At 38.8% G+C, this 18,086-nt stretch carries 13 protein-coding genes; 7 read left to right on the top strand and 6 right to left on the bottom strand.

Annotation, left to right across the window (positions count from 1 at the left end; translation table 11 throughout):
• Positions 1-100 precede the first annotated feature (100 nt).
• Both ASU03_RS05040 and ASU03_RS05035 read right to left on the bottom strand, forming a co-directional pair.
• Positions 101-1,633, bottom strand: a complete 1,533-nt coding sequence (locus ASU03_RS05040; protein WP_057830759.1) for a DEAD/DEAH box helicase — start codon at positions 1,631-1,633, stop codon at positions 101-103.
• Positions 1,634-2,384: 751 nt separating this feature from the next.
• A complete protein-coding gene (locus ASU03_RS05035) occupies positions 2,385-2,666 on the bottom strand; it encodes a hypothetical protein (RefSeq protein ID WP_057830758.1) in 282 nt (93 codons plus the stop codon).
• Between the two features lie 559 nt (positions 2,667-3,225).
• On the opposite strand from ASU03_RS05035, the gene ASU03_RS05030 reads away from it, so the two are divergent.
• On the top strand, positions 3,226-5,019 hold the full coding sequence (locus ASU03_RS05030; RefSeq protein WP_442855127.1) for a DUF885 domain-containing protein: 1,794 nt from the start codon (positions 3,226-3,228) through the stop codon (positions 5,017-5,019).
• 97 nt (positions 5,020-5,116) lie between these two features.
• On the opposite strand, the gene ASU03_RS05025 is transcribed toward ASU03_RS05030, so the two are convergent.
• Entirely contained in the window at positions 5,117-5,734 is a 618-nt protein-coding gene (locus ASU03_RS05025) for a DUF5610 domain-containing protein (RefSeq protein ID WP_057830757.1), read from the bottom strand.
• Between the two features lie 514 nt (positions 5,735-6,248).
• Between ASU03_RS05025 and ASU03_RS05020 the strand changes: the two genes are divergently transcribed.
• The 3 genes from ASU03_RS05020 to ASU03_RS05010 all read left to right on the top strand — a co-directional run bounded on the left by ASU03_RS05020 (position 6,249) and on the right by ASU03_RS05010 (position 8,515).
• The gene (locus ASU03_RS05020; protein ID WP_057830756.1) at positions 6,249-6,917 is read left to right on the top strand and encodes an OmpA family protein; all 669 of its coding nucleotides are present in this window, start codon (positions 6,249-6,251) and stop codon (positions 6,915-6,917) included.
• A gap of 6 nt (positions 6,918-6,923) precedes the next feature.
• Entirely contained in the window at positions 6,924-7,223 is a 300-nt protein-coding gene (locus ASU03_RS05015) for a hypothetical protein (protein ID WP_057830755.1), read from the top strand.
• Between the two features lie 341 nt (positions 7,224-7,564).
• A complete protein-coding gene (locus tag ASU03_RS05010; protein WP_231731490.1) occupies positions 7,565-8,515 on the top strand; it encodes a transporter substrate-binding domain-containing protein in 951 nt (316 codons plus the stop codon).
• Positions 8,516-8,618: 103 nt separating this feature from the next.
• On the opposite strand, the gene ASU03_RS05005 is transcribed toward ASU03_RS05010, so the two are convergent.
• Both ASU03_RS05005 and ASU03_RS05000 read right to left on the bottom strand, forming a co-directional pair.
• Positions 8,619-9,341 (bottom strand): class I SAM-dependent methyltransferase, encoded by a 723-nt coding sequence (locus ASU03_RS05005; protein ID WP_057830753.1) that lies wholly within the window; start codon positions 9,339-9,341, stop codon positions 8,619-8,621.
• 331 nt (positions 9,342-9,672) lie between these two features.
• On the bottom strand, positions 9,673-11,028 hold the full coding sequence (locus tag ASU03_RS05000; RefSeq protein WP_082627148.1) for a M20/M25/M40 family metallo-hydrolase: 1,356 nt from the start codon (positions 11,026-11,028) through the stop codon (positions 9,673-9,675).
• Between the two features lie 230 nt (positions 11,029-11,258).
• On the opposite strand from ASU03_RS05000, the gene folD reads away from it, so the two are divergent.
• Positions 11,259-12,119, top strand: a complete 861-nt coding sequence (folD, locus tag ASU03_RS04995) for a bifunctional methylenetetrahydrofolate dehydrogenase/methenyltetrahydrofolate cyclohydrolase FolD (RefSeq protein ID WP_057830752.1) — start codon at positions 11,259-11,261, stop codon at positions 12,117-12,119.
• A 609-nt stretch (positions 12,120-12,728) separates the two neighbouring features.
• On the opposite strand, the gene ASU03_RS04990 is transcribed toward folD, so the two are convergent.
• Positions 12,729-15,620: a M16 family metallopeptidase gene (locus tag ASU03_RS04990; protein WP_057831005.1), complete on the bottom strand. Its 2,892-nt coding sequence runs from the start codon at positions 15,618-15,620 to the stop codon at positions 12,729-12,731.
• A 498-nt stretch (positions 15,621-16,118) separates the two neighbouring features.
• Between ASU03_RS04990 and ASU03_RS04985 the strand changes: the two genes are divergently transcribed.
• Both ASU03_RS04985 and ASU03_RS04980 read left to right on the top strand, forming a co-directional pair.
• A complete protein-coding gene (locus ASU03_RS04985; RefSeq protein ID WP_057831004.1) occupies positions 16,119-17,249 on the top strand; it encodes a methionine aminotransferase in 1,131 nt (376 codons plus the stop codon).
• On the top strand, positions 17,237-18,025 hold the full coding sequence (locus ASU03_RS04980) for an amidohydrolase (RefSeq protein WP_057830751.1): 789 nt from the start codon (positions 17,237-17,239) through the stop codon (positions 18,023-18,025). Before ASU03_RS04985 ends, ASU03_RS04980 begins: the two co-directional genes overlap by 13 nt.
• The last annotated feature ends 61 nt before the right edge of the window (positions 18,026-18,086 follow it).

Here is an 18,086-nt window from a genome sequence, read left to right as displayed (position 1 = left end):
TTCAATGGGGGGCTAGCGTGAGTTAGTTCCCTTTTTTCCATTCATAGTTCGGATAAAAAAAGAGCGTTAAGCACCTTTTGTTATAAATGGTTCTTTATACTTAGGCTATTGCTAAGTCTTTCCTCGCTATTGCGGTTATCAAATTGCTAACCCTAAGCAGTAAACCTCTAATTGATTTGTTATGAGCGTGTTGATCCTCAACTAACTTAATGCAGCTATCAACTAAGGCATCACTATAAGCAAATCCTATCAGGGCAACTAACTTAACCATCTCCAGCTCATCAAGCATCTTGCTACTTTCGTCTTGCTGTTCATAGACGATATTAACCAACTCTATGATGCTAACTAGTTTTTCCATTCTAGGGTTAAGTCTGGCTAACGATGCAGCCCGTTTACTCGCAGTACTATCAACAAGATCCTTGTTAGCAACTAACGTAGGCCGAGGCTTGTTACGATTAACCGCGGGCTTTCTTTTGACAAGTTTACGCTCTATTGATTCATCGTAGCTGAACTCGCCATCAACAAACTGAGCGATATTAGTCACACTCAATCGCTCAGACATGATAGCGGCCGACTTAGCCGTTTTACGGGTAAAGTCTCTATAGTCTTCGGCAAAACCATGAGTCGAGATACATTGAGCTAAATCCAGAATTAACGCATTAGCCTTGCCCTTTGAGGCACGTAAACACCTACCGATAATCTGCAAATACAATCTTAATATCTTGGTAGGTCGCGCTAACACCACGCAATCGGTAGTAGGGTCATCAAAGCCAATAGTCAGCATAGACATATTGATGATTAGCCTAACCTCATTTGCCTTGTATCTACGTATGCTTTCATCATTATCACTACCCGAGCGCTGAGAGTGAACCAGCTCATGTTGAACACCGAGCAAATTAAAAGCCTCAGATAACGCCTCGACATGTTTTATCGAGTTAGCAAACAGCATCACCTTGCGACCATGAGATAGTGCATCATCAACGGTCTGCTGGGCAACTAAGGAGCAATGCTCCAGTAATATACAGTCTAATCCAGAGGCACTAAAGTCACCTCGGTACATTTTGACGGCACTATAATCTATCTCTTGAGATAGGCTAGGAACTTTGTAAACAGGCTTGGCTAATTCACCTAAGTCAATCAGTTCCTTAGTGGTAGTCTCTTCAATCAATATCATCGACTTATCAATATAAACGCCTAATCTATCAATGGGTGTGGCAGTAAGGCCTATGATCAAGTCAGGAGCTAGCTCTTCACGCATCGCGATATAAACACCACCCATACAACCGACATGATATTCATCACGTAGCAGTACATCACATTCTATATTGAGGTACTTTCTTCGAGCAAATGACTGCTCCATCACTAAAGTCACATCACCACCCGCTATATACTCGTAGCCAGATTTGACCACGCTAACAGACAGACCATTAGAGGTAAGCGTATTTAATAATTGTGGGATCAAGGCGGCATTACGTAAACTTATTACAACTTTTTTGTCGGACAATGCTTGGCACAATTTAAGTATGCAGATACTCTTACCGCCCCCCGTAGGTAGCGCAATAATGGAATTTCCCCCTGCGCTAATAGCTTTATTGACGCTGTTAATCTGGTAATCTTTTTCTAATATCTGCATGCCATACTACTCGGGTTTCTTGCTAATCGGGGGTTTGTTAAACCAATGTGTTCTACGTCTAAGTTTCCTCACAACGCAAGCCCTCGACATTAAGATTTATGTGCACTGCATCACAAGTCTTTTCGAAAGCGGGCACTATTATATACTGAAACGACTGCAATATGCAGAATTCAGATTTTCCTTGGCTTTTATTGTTGTATTGAAGGGTTAACGCTATGACTTGGAAACTGTTTTGAAATGTGCTTTGGCTTGGCAGTAGATCGGCTGACATTGGCAACAACGCAGGCTGCTAGCAGCCCAAGAAATTCAAAAAATATGTTAGCAAATTTTTCACCACCAAGGTAGACATTGCTTCGTCTCATTATGCTCGTTAATCTATTAGCTTATCTAAAATATAAGGACATAAATATGATGCCTTTATTTTTCCAGAAAAGCATAGTCCTTAGCTGTTTGTTAGCTTTTATTGCGCCTAATGCATTATTCACTCAGGAGCACAAATTAGGCACTTTACCACCACCAAGAAAACTCACCATAATTCAAACAAAAATTGCCTCAGCCAACTACCAAAAATATTGTTCATTATGCCATGGCGCAGACCGACAAGGCCATGTTAATGATCACGCGCCATCGCTACGCAGCAAAAGCTTATTTGAATCCGGTGTTCCACACGCTATTTTAAGACCCATGTCTTATGGGAGAACAGGCACAGCAATGGGTGATTGGCAAATGCGGAATCGGCTCGTTTTACCAATTAACTTGTTAATTTATCTACCGCTTTTACTGCAAAACTATTTTTATCTTTTTGTAAATCTGCCGCATTGGTAACAATAAATAGCGCCATGTTCTTTGTCGGATTTATGTCTATTGATGCTAACCACATTGTATTACTACCGTTGTGCCCTAAACTACCATCCGTAACTACCCAGCCTAAGGCATAACCTGGATTTTTAGCAGCCGTATGTAATTTAATAAACTCTGCACCTGTTATTAAACCGACAACATCTTGCAAAGTACCATCTCCAGCCTGACCCATCGCAGGCTTATCAGGTTACAGCTCGGATATTTTTACCCCCTCTGACTCACCACATCCCGATAATACCAAGAGATTAAGAGAAACGAGCACAAGCATTAGGATGTCGACGCGTTAAAGCTAATGCATTCATTTTATTCTCAACTTATTGTTAAAGTAGCTAAGGTCCCAGGGTAAGTTATTCCACTGTAAGTATCTTTTGCAAAAACATACTGAAAATGTAACTTATTTTGCTTATTGAGCTAGAGAGTCAATTACCAGCCTTTTTTGACGAGGCACATTATCGACAATTATCATTGTTCGTTTACCATATATTTACTCATGTTTGCTTTTATCGCTAGGAGTTTACGATCCAGAGGCGTTTTGACCTGTCACATGGCTATATATTTGAATGACATGACTTATTGTGTTAATTCTTAATTTTCTTTTACTTGTAGTTATTAGTTTGTTAACGTCAATTTAATAATAAATTGTCACTATTAAGCTTATGATTGGCATAATTTAATAAGCGTCATCTTAAGAAGGTATTATGATTAAAAAAATTTTTAAATGGCTTGGAGTTATGCTGCTTACCGTAATAGTGGTTGCTAGCAGTTTCGCCGCTTATGAATGGAATGCCGATAAACCGTTGCGGTTTCGATCTTTTGTCGATCGAGAAGTATTAAAAATGGCATTTGAAAGCCCTGAAACATTAACCTCTTTAGGCTTTTTGGAGTCAGTGGGCATCACTGGACATAATGGTGAACTTGATGACGCAAGCCTGGCTAAAGCCGATGAGTTATATGTTAAGTTAAAACAAATACATAAAACACTCAATTCATACGAAAATGACAGTTTAACTGAGGCTGACCTTCTCTCTAAAGAGATTGCGCTATATTTACTGGATTTTGCCAAGGACTCTGAACAATTCCGCTATCATAGTTACCCAGTAAACCAGCTGTTTGGCATACAAAATGGTTACCCAAGCTTTATGGAAGCTCAACACCAAATTCATAACACCGATGATGTTGAAAACTATTTATCGCGTTTAGTGTTAGTGAAAGCTAAGTTCACTCAAGAACTCGAAGGAATAAGATTAAGAGAAGAAAAAGGAATTATTCCACCCTTGTTTGTTATTGAACGTGTACTTGAAGAAATGAACAATTTTGTCGGTAAACCAATAGAGGAAAATATTCTCTATACCTCGTTGGCGAAAAAAATGACTGAAAGCGGTAATATTAGTGATGATGAACAAGCTGAACTGCTCGCTACAGCCAAGGATCATATTAATAATTATGTGCATCCGGCCTACACGTTATTGATTGATTATTTTACTAACCTGAAGCCAAAAGCAACCAGTGACGATGGATTCTGGCGCTTACCTAACGGTGAGGAAGCTTATGCGAGTTCGTTAAAGTTCTTCACTACCACTGATTACACGCCTCAATATATTCATGATCTTGGTTTAAAAGAAGTAAATCGTATTCAGTCAGACATTATGACTATTCTTAAAGAGCAAAACTATGACGTTGCTCAAGGCTTTAGTGCCGCTATAGAAGATTTAGCTGCGCAAGAAAACTTTTATTACGAGGACAGTGATGCAGGCCGGGCACAAATTCTGGTTGATTATCAAAAAATTCTTGATGAAATAGATGCAGGCTTGAACTCGGCATTTAGAATTCGACCTAAAGCGGGCATGGAAGTTGTTAGAATTCCTGAATTTAAAGAAAAAACCGCACCAGGGGCTTATTATCAGCAGCCAGCCATCGATGGCAGCCGCCCTGGCCGTTTCTTTGCGAACTTATATGATATTAAAGCGACACCTAAATACGCAATGCGAACATTGGCTTATCATGAAGGTATTCCTGGTCACCATTTTCAAATAGCTATTGCAATGGAATTAGAAGGCTTACCACTATTTAGAATGTTTTCACCCTTTACTGCTTATGTAGAAGGTTGGGCGCTTTATAGTGAATACCTTGCATGGGAAATGGGTTTTCAAGACGACCCTTTCGATAATATTGGCCGTTTTCAAGCTGAACTATTTAGAGCAGTACGCTTAGTGGTTGATACGGGAATTCATTATAAAAAATGGACCCGAGAGCAAGCTATTGATTACATGAAAGTGAATACCGGTATGGCACAATCAGATGTTGTTTCTGAGATTGAGCGTTACATTGTAATGCCCGGCCAAGCCACCTCATATAAAGTAGGAATGATGAAAATTTTATCATTACGAGAGAAAGCAAAACTCGCGTTGGGAGATAAGTTTGATCTACGGGATTTTCATGATGTAGTGTTAAAAAATGGTGCAGTTCCGCTTAATATTTTGGAACGTTTCATTGATGATTATATAGCAGAGACGTTGACGCAGTAGTTTTCCAGCAATTACTTCTTATTGCACAAATAGTTTAGGAGCAGAGTAAGATTATTTTTAATTTACTCTGCTCCTATTATTTAAGCAATAACCTAAGTTACTCTTCCTCTTTCTTACTAAAAGAATCGACAAAATACTTTAATCCTTGTTGAACTAACTCGTAGGTTTTATCAATATTATGGGCAATATCTCCCGCTAATACTTTTAAACCACCGAGTATATCTTTGGCTTCAGCAAAACCTTGTTCGATGCCAGCACGAATAATATCAACAAAGGCAGTTAATGACTCCTCTTCATTCATTTGAGGATGCTGCTTTCGATAAGAAGCCAAGAACTGCGTGCTAAAGGCAACAATACGTTCTGCTGTTGCTTCTGGACTAAAATCAATGCCCGACTTATAAGCATCTTCAACACTAGTCTCAACCCCTCTCTCTTTAAGGGCTTCGTTTATTCCCTGCAAGGCGGTTTTTAACAGCAGTGACAATGGCCGGTCACCGACTGTTTTGCTGAATTTCAGCGATGATTCTATAATCGCCGCATTAAGTTTTTTTTTCTGGCTGAGATAAATAGACTCTGGTACTTCGGCCATATTTTTCTTATTGGCAAGCTCCGATACCTGCTGTCCCATAGCACCATGCTCTTTTTTATCCTGCGCTTTTGCTAAGGAACGCACATCTTGGTTAAATGTCGCATTTGGGTTAATTGGTGAACTCATAATATCTACCTTAATTTTTCAACGCCTATATAAAAAGTATCGGCCTGATGAAGTATAACTTAAGTATTAATCTGACTATATTTCGGACAGTAAAAGTTTCTATTCTTCATCAGGGTACTCATTGATATTTCGGTGTTAACGTTAAGGGTTGGTATTTTCCTTCCAGTTTAAAAATAAATAATACGGGTCAAACAGCTAAAAGCTGTAAAACAACGGTTATTCGCCTCAAGAACTCATAGCCATAGTCATAGCCATAGCCAAGATAATTAAAGATAAATACATCTGGACATGGGCAAGTCCAGACACATATAATCGCCGTTTTATTACCTACTGTTATCTTCATACCGTTAGCTTTGCCCATAATTTAAAGTCTTTTTACTATTTATCCTCTACTCTGTTACCGAAAAGTATGAGCGATGAATCTGAAAAAGCTAGCGTTAAAAATATGATGGCAGTTATGCTAAAGCACCATATTCAAACCCCAAACCCATAAAACACTTTTTAAGGAAAAAAAATGAAATTATTTACTATCCCGCTAATGACGTGTCTTGCCCTAACAGGCTGTTCGACTTTTGACCCATATACTGGTGAGGAAAAAGTCAGTAATACCGCCAAAGGCGCTGGTATTGGTGCTAGTGTGGCCGCAGTAGCTGCCTATTTAGCCAACAAAAATGAAGACGATATTAGTAAAAGAAATCGTAGAATTTTACAAGCGGCAGCCGGTGGCGCTGCGATTGGTGGTGGCATTGGTTTCTACATGGATAGCCAAGAAGCTAAATTAAGAAAACAATTACGTGGTTCAGGCGTTAGCGTTGAGCGTGACGGAGATAACATCAACCTTATTATGCCGAGCAATATTACCTTTTCTTCCGGTAATACTAATATTGAACAAAGCTTTTTATCGGTATTAGATTCAGTTGTTTTAGTGTTACAAGAATTCGACAAAACCTTGATAGTGGTAGCTGGCCATACAGATAGCTCGGGCTCGAATGCACTTAATCAACGTTTGTCTGAACGTCGTGCGCAGTCAGTTTCTACCTACCTAATTGGTGCTGGTGTTATCACTGATAGAATAGAGAGAGTTGGCTTTGGTGAAACTCAGCCAGTAGCCAGTAATGCGACTAAAGCGGGTAAAGAGCTTAATAGAAGAGTAGAAATCACTCTGTTACCAATTACAGAGTAATTAACTATGAAATATTTACTTTCAGTTTTAATGATCATCGTATTATCAGCATGCCAAAGCGCAACAGAGTTGCAAAGCGCTTATTCAAAAGGCTTGGCTAATAGTTATTCTTGTGGACAAATAACCAGCGCATTGGCTGCTTATGAGGCAGACAAAACTTCTTTTGCTACGCTTAAGCAAATCGCGGTGATGTCAGGATTAGTGATTGCGCCAAGCGCTGAAACGGATGCTAGCTCATATTACGAAAATATAAAATCTGCAGCCACTGTTGCTATGCTTGTTCAAGGTTGTCCGCCAATAACTTAACTGTTTACGGTTAAAAACACTCCTTATAAAAAGCTCCTCATCTATATATGTAGGAGCTTTTTAAATGGGTAAAACACCCCTGTTTGCTAACCGATGAGCAATGCCAGTACTCGAAGTAAGGTAAATATGTTGCTCATGAACGTTCCGCATGTAGTTCAAGAGAACTCACTGTTTCCCTACAATCTAATAAAACAATAAGGTGATTTATTTTTGAGTTAACATGGGTAGATAAGTGACTTATGCAACGATTTATATTTATATGTTTGCAGCGATGAAAGCTATTTTATTAAATAAAATACAGTTAGAATTAGCTTGTTTTTTTACTCAAAAGAGATTTTTCCTTGAAGCTATTTCCCTCACCACCAATGCTAGCCTCATTCATTAGCTTTACTGTTTTTATTGGCGTTCTTTACAGCGTTACTTATAGTGCCACGGCGCAAAGTGAGCCAATAAATGATCAGGTGAGCAAGAAAGAAATCCTTTGGTTAGTAGAAGACAAGATTGAAAATATAGATCTATTAGCTAAAAATTCTGCTGAAACGTCAACCGCTTCTTATATTGAAAATTTAATCATTCAACAATTAAAAAAATCACCACAATATGATGTTCGAATAGTACGAGTAACAGCACCCCGAATAATTAAAACACTAAGCAGCAAAGATAATGTCTGTGTCGCCAATAGAGCGAATACACAAGAGCGTAGAGAATATTCACTCTTTTCAGATCCACAAAGCTTTTACCTGACCCATAAACTTTACCGCTTTAATCAAAAGTCTGCTTTACCTAGTCAATTATTTAATACCAAGGGTGAAATCAAAGATCTTGCCAGTGTCTTTAAAACATTACCAGCACAGACTATGGGTGTTGCGCAGGATGTCTCTTTTGGTAATTTTCTTGACCAGCAAATAAAACAAATAAATCCAGCAAATATCTATTACCGTGGCGGCAATCAGCGAGTAGTGGCACTAGCGTCGATGTTATATAAATCGCGCGTTGATTTTGTCCTCGCCTTACCTGTAAATATAACTCCAAATGAAACACAAAAACCCTTACTAGAGCAATACACCATTGCTGATGCACCCCCTTACCTTATTGCACATTTCAACTGTTCAAAAAGTGAATTGGGCCAAGAGCTAATTAACGATATTAATAAAATATTAGCCAAAATCCATCAAACTAAAGACTATTACCAAGCACACAAAAAATGGTTCTCCGATAAACAATTAGCTGGCTTACAATTTTTTTTAGCTGAGAATTTTTCTGAAAAAAAATACCTAGACCCAGCTCAATAATACGACGATTTATATTGTGAATAATGGCAGCAAAGTAAAACCACCTTTGAGGCCATTTATTAGCTTTATTACTTTTAGTACCTTAAATGACTAGTACAACAGCCTATTCTGGCTTTTTGAATAATAGCGTGAAACGATCGGAGTTACCTCGGACGGTTTTTCGTCCAACTTCATAACGTAATTCGTCATCTGATTTGTAATGTAAGCTAGAGTAATCCACTAAAACAAAACCCGCTTGTTGAATTTCTTTAATGGCAAGCACAGGGTCAAAGCGACGACCATTTTCATCATTCTTCTTTTGCATATGTCTGCGCGTATGATCCACTACACCATAAATTCCGCCAGGTTTTAATGCATTATAAGCCGCTTTATTTACGCTGACACGTTCATTTTCATCAAAATTATGGTAGTTCCGAAATGTTAATACCGCATCGAGGTCATTTAAATTAAAGTTAAGATTCTCAAAGTCATAACCTTCACTACCAACTAACTTAACTTTATCAAAAGGATTATTTTTCAACAGTGACTCTTTAAGCCTTTTAGTACCAAGGCTTAAATAAAATTGTCCGTTATCGCGCAGTGCTGGTGCCAGTAACTTTGTGTACCACCCGCCGCCAGGAACCAATTCTAAGACCCTCATATCATCTTTTATGCCGAAAAACTGCAACGTTTCTACCGGTTTTCGGTTGCTATCTCGAGCTTTTTCTTTGTCGGTACGAATATATGACGACATTGCTTGTTTGATACTTTGTAAAAACTCTGCAGCAATAAGTGCCGGAGAACATAATGTAGTCGCCATTAATAAGGGTGAAAATAATTTTCGCATGAATACTTCCTTCAATTGTTGTTTTAAATGTAATCGCTACGCTTACTGCGATTTATTTAACTCGATTGAAGCAAGGTTAGTAAAAATAGTCTTATAATAAATCTATAATTTGCCATTATAGAAATTTAATAGAAGCTTTTTTGATTATTAACAAGGTATATCCCATTGAATCGTACTCGTCATAAAAGAGACCGAAGTTAAGGGCAGAAATTAAGCGGGAAGTAATGGGCAAGTATGCCAATCAAGGCCATTGTTAGGTAGGTTTTATTTGAGCTTGATGTCTTCGATGAGTTTACTTTTAGACGTCAGTAAACTCATCGAAAATGAAAGGTTATTTTTGTTTAGCTGCTTTTTTAGCCAAACGATAAATCAAAATTGCCGTTTTTTCAATATTTTTATTTAACGTGGTGAGATCAGCAACTTCGTTTTTAGTATGTGCTCCTGAGCCCATTAACCCTAAACCATCAAGTGACATATCAACATGTTCCGCTGCAAATGAAATATCGGCTGCGCCTGCTTTTCGTGGGTTTGCCGGTTTTACCACGTTATAGCCTAAGTCTTGACTGACTTGGCTATATTGCGCCAATAAGTCTAAGTTACCTTGGGTGAGAGCCATAGGTGGATAACCCACGGAAAAAATCAGCTCAGCTTGAGTGTGGTTTAAGTTATTTTTAACAATGTTTTGCATGGTTTGTTTAGCACTTTTTAGCTGCTTGTTTGAAAGGGCTCTTAAATCCCCTTTCACTTTGGCTTTTTGGGCAATAACATTACTTTTACCAAAGGCCGAGCCTGATGATTTAGCGACATCAAAATCTATACTAGTACCACCTATGATCATGCCTGGATTAAAAGTCAGGTTTTCTTCTTGTTCCAGCTGGGCTCTAAAAGCTTCTAAAATACGCGCGGTTTCATAAATTGCACCATAACCAACTTCATCATTAAATATTTGCGACGAGTGTGCTGGTTTGCCCTCAACGTTTAAAGTCCATCCGGTATAACCTCTACGTGCTGCCATGCCGGTATTAATATTGTTATCACCATTTTCAAAACCCAAGGCAATGTCAGCCCAAATAGCACCATCGACTATGGCTTGTTTTGATAAAGATAAAGGCCGACCACTGCTTTCTTCATCGCCGGTTAATAGCACTTTTATACTGACATTATCAAGTAAATTAAGTTTTTTTAATGCCCGCATCGCAGAGATGATAATGGTATTACCGCCTTTCATATCTGCAACACCTGGACCGGCAGCTTGTGTTTTACTGAGCATTTTAAACTTTTGAAAATCATCATTTTTGGCAAACACAGTATCTAAATGACCGATCATTAAAATTTTAATGGCGTTTTCATTGTGACTTTGGTGAGTCGCTAAAATATGACCCGCACGATTAAAGGCACTGCCATCGAGCCATTGTACGTCAAAGCCTATGGCTGAAAGTTGTTGCTTAGCCAATAAACCGACCTGTTTTACCCCTTTAAAGTTCATCGAACCACTATTTATATTTACCGCTTGCTCAATGTCTGTAAGTGCTTGCCCCAAGCCTAATGCAACTTGTTTAACTATGTTCTGTTCGTTGATATCTAATGCTGTTTTGGTATCGGCACTCATAGCTGATGGAGACACTAATAAATAGCCGAATGAAACGGCTAAAAAAAGTAGTACTGTTGATTTTATTATTTTAAACATCGTTATCTGGCATAAATTTAAATTACAGTTAATATCTATTAAAAGTGATTTGACTTCAAATTATTTTAATTTACTCTGACCACCGTTATTCTACTAACGTTTCTACTTATATCACTGTAAAATACCCCCAAATTCTTGTCCCGACTTAATTGGCCTCGGATAAACTTACTTTTATTTTACTCTGACCCCATATATTTTATTATTCCAACTTTTAAACAAGTGAACAACCTATGATTATTGATGGTAAACAAGCTGCAGCCGATTTACGAAAAACATTGGCGATTGAAGTAGCACAACTTAAAAAAGACAAAAATATTACCCCGAGTTTAACGGTTGTTTTGGTGGGGGAAGATCCTGCCAGTCAAATTTATGTTCGTAATAAGGTTAAGCAAACTCGTGAAGTTGGCATGATTTCAAGTGAAATTAAATTAGCAGTTGATACCACTCAAGAACAATTGCTTGAACAGCTTGAGCAATTAAATAATGATAACAGCGTACATGGTATTTTAGTGCAGTTACCCTTACCTAAACATATTGATGAAAGTGTCATCATTGCTGCCATTGCTCCTCATAAAGATGTCGATGGCTTTCATGCCCTGAACTCTGGCCGTTTACTCAATGGAGAAAAAGGCGCATTAGTTCCTTGTACACCACAAGGTTGTCTTATTTTGGCGAAAAAGCATTTAGGTGAAGATTTATCAGGCCTGCATGCCGTCGTTATTGGCCGTTCAAATATTGTCGGTAAGCCGGTAGCTTTATTACTTTTACAAGAGCACTGTACGGTAACTATTACCCACTCACGCACTAAGAACTTAGCTGAAATTTGTCGACAAGCGGATATTTTAATAGCCGCGGTTGGGCGTCCGAATTTTGTTCAAGCAAGTTGGGTTAAAAAAGGAGCAACCGTTATTGATGTTGGAATTAACCGTATTGAAGATGAGAATGGCAAGGGTAAACTTGTTGGTGATGTTGACTTTGCTGCCGTTGAAAAGGTTTGTGGTGCAATAACACCCGTGCCCGGCGGCGTAGGGCCAATGACGATTGCTTGCCTATTAAAAAATACTGTTGAAGCGGCAAGAGCTAACGCTTAACTAAACCTCAGCGAAAGCTGAGTTATATTGTCTATTACGACTAAAAACCAATAAGCTGTTATTGGTTTTTTTATAGTGTAAAAATAGACAAATATAACCGCAGCCACTTATTTGCTCGAAACATTAAACATAGCATTAGTAACATTACATGAACTTTTTACATCGCGTTATTATCGCAACATTAAAGTCCGAAACACCAAGATAAATAGGCGTTGCTTTCAAATGAATAACCTATGATTATTAGCAATAAATTCAACTAAAGTATTAGAAAAGACAAGATCTCAGTCAAGCTTGATTTCAGGGCGTGCCAGCCTTTTATATTTATCTTTTTATTGATAATTGCACCGCTTCGGTGGCGACTACATCAAAGCGGCGAATGACCACGCCTACTCTGGTTTAGTCGCTTCATATTTAGCGTGAAGTTTGCATTCTGTCACCACAGCGAGCAATCAATTAAATTTACTCTGCCGCCATTTTTCCCGTCTATTAAAAACAAAAACACCACGGCAAGCGTGGTGTTTTATTAACGTCTGGGTAGTCCAGTCAGTTGAATACTGAGTTATGGTTAGGACTTATTTAAAAGCTTAGTTTAAAACCTTAACTAAAGGCTTATTTAAACACCTTGTCTACCGCAATAACTTCAACATTTTTCGCCGGTAGCGTTAACGGGTAACTTTCGATAATTTTATCGGTAGCTAAAAGCTCGGCCGGTTTTTCACTGTTATATGTTAACGGTGATACTTGTTCAGACAACAAACGTTTCTTCATATCTTTAGCATCACTTGAAATGAAAACATAATGAATATCATCAGTTTGTAAGTTCTCTTTAATAACACGATTGACATCAGCTAATGATAGTTTGGCAAACTCACCACGTACGTACTTAACAAACTCTTCTGTTTGATAAAACTCACTGTCAAGTGCATAACCTAACTGCTGGTCTTGGCTAGCCACTAATTGCGGAGCATAGTTAGTTAAATAATTACGTGTTGCCTGAAAGTCTTTTTCGCTCATGCCATTTTTAATCAGTTTATCCAACTCATATATAGCGGCACGTGTGGCGAAATGCGCATCATTATTTGAACGTAAAGGACGTAACCAAATTTGAAAAATTTGGCTTGAACGGCCTAGGTTTGCATCAGGCTTAGTTTGATACATACCACGTGGGAAATATTCAATATAAGAATAATCACCATAGTTCATACCACGTGCTTGACGTATTTGTTGATACAAGTAGCTGTTAGAGCTACGGTGTTCACCAAAATATGAACGCACTAACCAAAGCGCGGCCCAATCTTTGTCACTGCGGATTGTATCGATGGGGAAACCAAAAGATACTGCGGTTGATTGCGCATTCTTTTCTACAATTGTCGCATGATGACCTTTTAAAATCGGTGCTTTGGCAATAATTAAGCGTTTTTCATCACCAACAGGTAAAGCGGTTAAGTCGGAGATTAACTGGGCTTTTAAAGCACTCGGCATAGCGCCAGTAATACCCAAATGTAATTTAGCTTGGGTAAGTTGTGTGCTGTAGAAGGTTTTAACATCTTCAATGGTGAGTGCTGCTAAGTCAGACAAATCACCATTATTATAGTTTTCATAAACATGGCCCTGATACAACTTGCTATAAAGCACCTCTTTGCCTAACTCTTCATCATTAGAAGATTTAAGCCCTGATTTAATGCCCTCAATTAACTCTTTTTTCAGACGTTTAAAATCTTCTTCACGCCAACCCGGATTCAATAATTGATCACTGATCAATTGATACCACTGGCTGGCATTGTCTTTGTGAACACGACCGGTAAACGACATCATTTCTTTATCAAGCTGAGACGAAAACTGTCCGGCTAAAGGGTATAGACCTTGCTGAATGTCTTTATAGCTACGCGTTTGTGAACCTCCTTGGGTTAACATGCGCGCGGTCAATGCCGCCACACCTTTCTTACCGACTGGATCTGCTGCCGCACCAGTATAAAACAGGAAGTTAATATCAATCAACGGCGAGTCATTCGTTTTATCTAAGACCGAAAACAGCGGCGCACTAGGGTGAGCCTTGTTCATCTCGATTTTTGCCACCGCGCCGTTTAAGTCAACTTCTTCTGCAAAGCCAGCAATTTTATCTAATGCTGATAACGTCACTGTAGTGCGGTTTTCATCGACAAAATATTGATTGGCGATGTCTTTGATATCTTCAGCCGATATCTTATCAAAGCTATTATATAGGTGGTTAATCGTTTCTGGATCACGATCAAAGTGCATATAACTGGCAAGTGTAGAAGCGATAGACTCGGAAGAATCTAACTTATTGACAAAGCTATATTTTAAATTGGATTTTAAGTTATCAAGCTTTTCGGCTGAAACCAGCTCAGTACGAGCTTGCGCATAAGTACGATTCACGGCATCACGGACAATCGCTAAATCTTTTTCTTCATTCACTTTGATGAATACATGACGTAAGCCAGCATCTTTTGTTTCAGGATTGTAGTTAAACATTTTGCTCGCCAATTGCTTATCTACCACTAGCTCTTGATACAATACTGAGTTTTTTGAAAAATACAATTCAGCAATTAAATCTAAAGCGGCGCGATCTTTTTCCTTCGGTTGCCAATCAGAGCCTTTATAAGAAACTAATAACCAATGACCAGGTAAACCATCAAACTGTTCATGAACATACTTTGCTGCTGTTTGCTTTGGCTCTGGCGCGATTTCATTAACAAAATCACCTTTTTGCCAACTGCCCCAATGTTTCTCTACCATAGCCATTGTGGCTTGTGGCTCAACATCACCAACAATCACTATAGAAACATATTCAGGCTTATAAAACTGATTAAAGAACTTTTCACCATAAGCCATTTGCTCAGGCATTGCTTCTACATCTTCAAAGAAGCCCATGGTCGTATGTTTATAGGTATGACTTTCAAATGCTTCTTTTCGCACAGCCACTAGTAGCTTTCGAATGGGGCTAGCATTGTTTTTTAAGTATTCACCTTTTACCGTTAACGCTTCAGTTTTGAATTGTGCCGCTGTGTAGCTAAGGTTTTTAAAGTGATCCGCTTGAATTTCTAATACTTTATCTAAATGTGCTTTAGAAAAATCTAAATGATAATTGGTGTAATCGTTGGTTGTGTAAGCACCATTATCAACACCGGCATTTTTAAATAAATCAGAATAAACATCTTGTGGAAATTTTTCTGAGCCTTTAAACATCATATGCTCAAAGAAATGTGCAAAGCCGGTTTTACCCACTTCATCTTCATCGCGAGAGCCAACTGACACCGGGATTTGTACGGAAACAAGATCTGGATAGTCAGTTCTCACCACTAATACACTTAAACCATTCGCTAATTTTTTGAATAAGTATTTTTGGCTAAAGACTTTATTGGCTTCATTTGCAGATGATTGTATTGACGCGCTAGTGCTAGAGTCAGCGTCAGTGGTTGCCATGCAGGCGGATAACGTTAAACTTGCGGCTATTACGGCCGCCAAATATTTCTTTTTCATCTTATTTTTCATCTTAACTTTCATCATAGTTCCCTATATTATTATCACGGTATCTTATGTAACTTTGTGCAGTTTTTCATTAGTTCTTCGAGTTAAAGCTGCGACCTCATGTAACAAATTAGTTACACGCCATAAAGACAGAAAATGAAGCGGGTCTATTGGCTGCTTAGCGTGGCAGTAGTGACAACCGTAAAAGGGGGGTCCCCTAGCTCTACTCGGAAAAAACTGAAGGTTAACTTTGTGCCGTTATCGATTAACAGCGGATAACGATTGAACTAATAAGCCGTTAGTCATAACATTGATTGATCGGTTCACTGTCTATTTACAAAACCCCTTGAACCTTATTTAAGTAATCGCCACTTAAGCGATTTCCATTTAAACGGTAGCCAGTTAAACTATTTCACCTAAACATTTACTACTAAAAAAATAAGGGCGTCTTTAGTGTCATCTTCTTTTACCAGTAAACTACCTCATGTAGAGACCAGTATTTTCACTGAAATGTCGGTAATGGCTAATCAGTATCAAGCCATTAATTTATCGCAAGGCTTTCCTGAATTTGAACCGCCTGCTTTTTTGAAAGATAAAATTAATCAAGCCATCTCTGAAGGCAAGAATCAATACTCACCATCAAACGGTTTGCCTGAGCTGTTAACTGAAATTGCCAACATGGTGCATAGGCAGTATCAAGTGCATTTAGCCGATGAACAAAAGATCGATGGGCTAAACAACGTTACTATTACCTCGGGCGCTACCGAAGCATTATGGGTCGCGATACAAACCCTAGTTAGCCCAGGTGATGAAGTAATAATTTTTGACCCCGCCTACGACTCTTATGAGCCTGCCGTTGAACTAGCGGGAGGCATTTGTCGTCATATCACCCTGGATGCGCCAAGTTATGCCATAAACTGGGCCGTAGTAGAACAAAACATTAATGCCAAAACACGCGCGATTATTATCAACAGCCCACACAATCCAACCGGCTCAATATTGAGTCAAGCCGATCTTAGTGCCTTACAATGCTTGGTTGAGCAATATAATTTGTATGTCATCAGCGACGAAGTATATGAGCATATGACCTTTGACGGTTTACGCCATGAGAGTGTTTTACGTTACCCTGAGTTGTTTAAACGCGCCTTTGTCGTCTCTAGTTTTGGTAAAACCTTTCATTGTACTGGCTGGAAAATGGGTTATTGCATCGCACCCGATGAGCTTACCGCTGAATTTAGAAAAATTCATCAATTCGTGACCTTTTGCTCTTTTACCCCGGCACAAATTGCCATTGCACAAATGTTAAAAGCGCAACCAGCGCATATCACCGAGCTAGCAAGTTTCTATCAACAAAAAAGAGATGTGCTCATTAATGCACTGCAAGACTCTCGGTTTACCCTACTGCCCTCGAAAGGTACTTATTTCTTATTATTGGATTATTCGGCAATATCACCACTCAATGACCGTGAATTTTGTCAGTGGTTAACCAAGGAAATAGGTGTTGCCGCCATTCCACTCAGCCCATTTTATCCAGCAGAGCAAAGGCCAGCCTATCAGCAGAACAATAAAGTGATCCGACTCTGTTTTGCTAAAAATGACGACACTTTACTTAAAGCCGCGGAAATATTATGTCAACTTTAACCATAGCCGCAGTACAATACGATATTCAGTGGTTAGATCAACCAGCCAATTTTAATGACTTAGCACAGCTTATTGAAAATCACTTTACTGACCATGCTGCTGCCGACTTATTATTGCTACCAGAAACCTTTTCGACCGGTTTTTGTATTAATAAAAGCGAGGTACAAGAGCCCGAAGATGGCGGCCTTGCGTTAGCCTGGCTAAAGAAAATAGCACGACAATATAACTGCGTAGTAGCTGGCAGTGTTTTAGTGAGCCACAACGATAAAAAAGTGAACCGTTTTTATTGGGTGTTTGCTGATGGCACGGTTGAACATTACGACAAACGTCATTTATTTCGTTTAGGTAAAGAGCAAGACCATGTTGAACCAGGCAACAATAGAAAAGTAATCACCATTAACGGCATCAAAATACTGCCCTTGGTTTGTTATGATTTACGCTTTCCCGTTTGGTGTAGAAATCGCCAAGATTACGACCTTATGATCAATGTCGCTAATTGGCCTGCTGCGCGACAACATGTCTGGGATACCTTATTAAAAGCACGAGCAATGGAGAATCAATGCTTTGTTGTTGGCGTGAATCGTATAGGTGCAGACGGTAGCAATACCCCTCACTCTGGTGGCACCACTATCATTGATTTTACCGGTGAAACCATTGTTTGTGCGGCGGATAATCTACAACAAATCATTACCACACAACTGGATTTCAGCACACTTGAGCAATTTAAAGATGACTTCCCCGCCTTTTTAGATGCAGATGAATTTGAATTGTTATAATGAGTGAACAAGATAATCATTTAGAACCTAACCATATGTTTTTCTTGCTTACATTCAGTTT

The organism is Colwellia sp. TT2012 (genome assembly GCF_001440345.1).
Taxonomy (GTDB): domain Bacteria; phylum Pseudomonadota; class Gammaproteobacteria; order Enterobacterales; family Alteromonadaceae; genus Colwellia.
The sequence above is the reverse complement of the archived record's forward strand: the minus strand, read 5'-3'. Positions and strand labels throughout refer to the sequence as shown.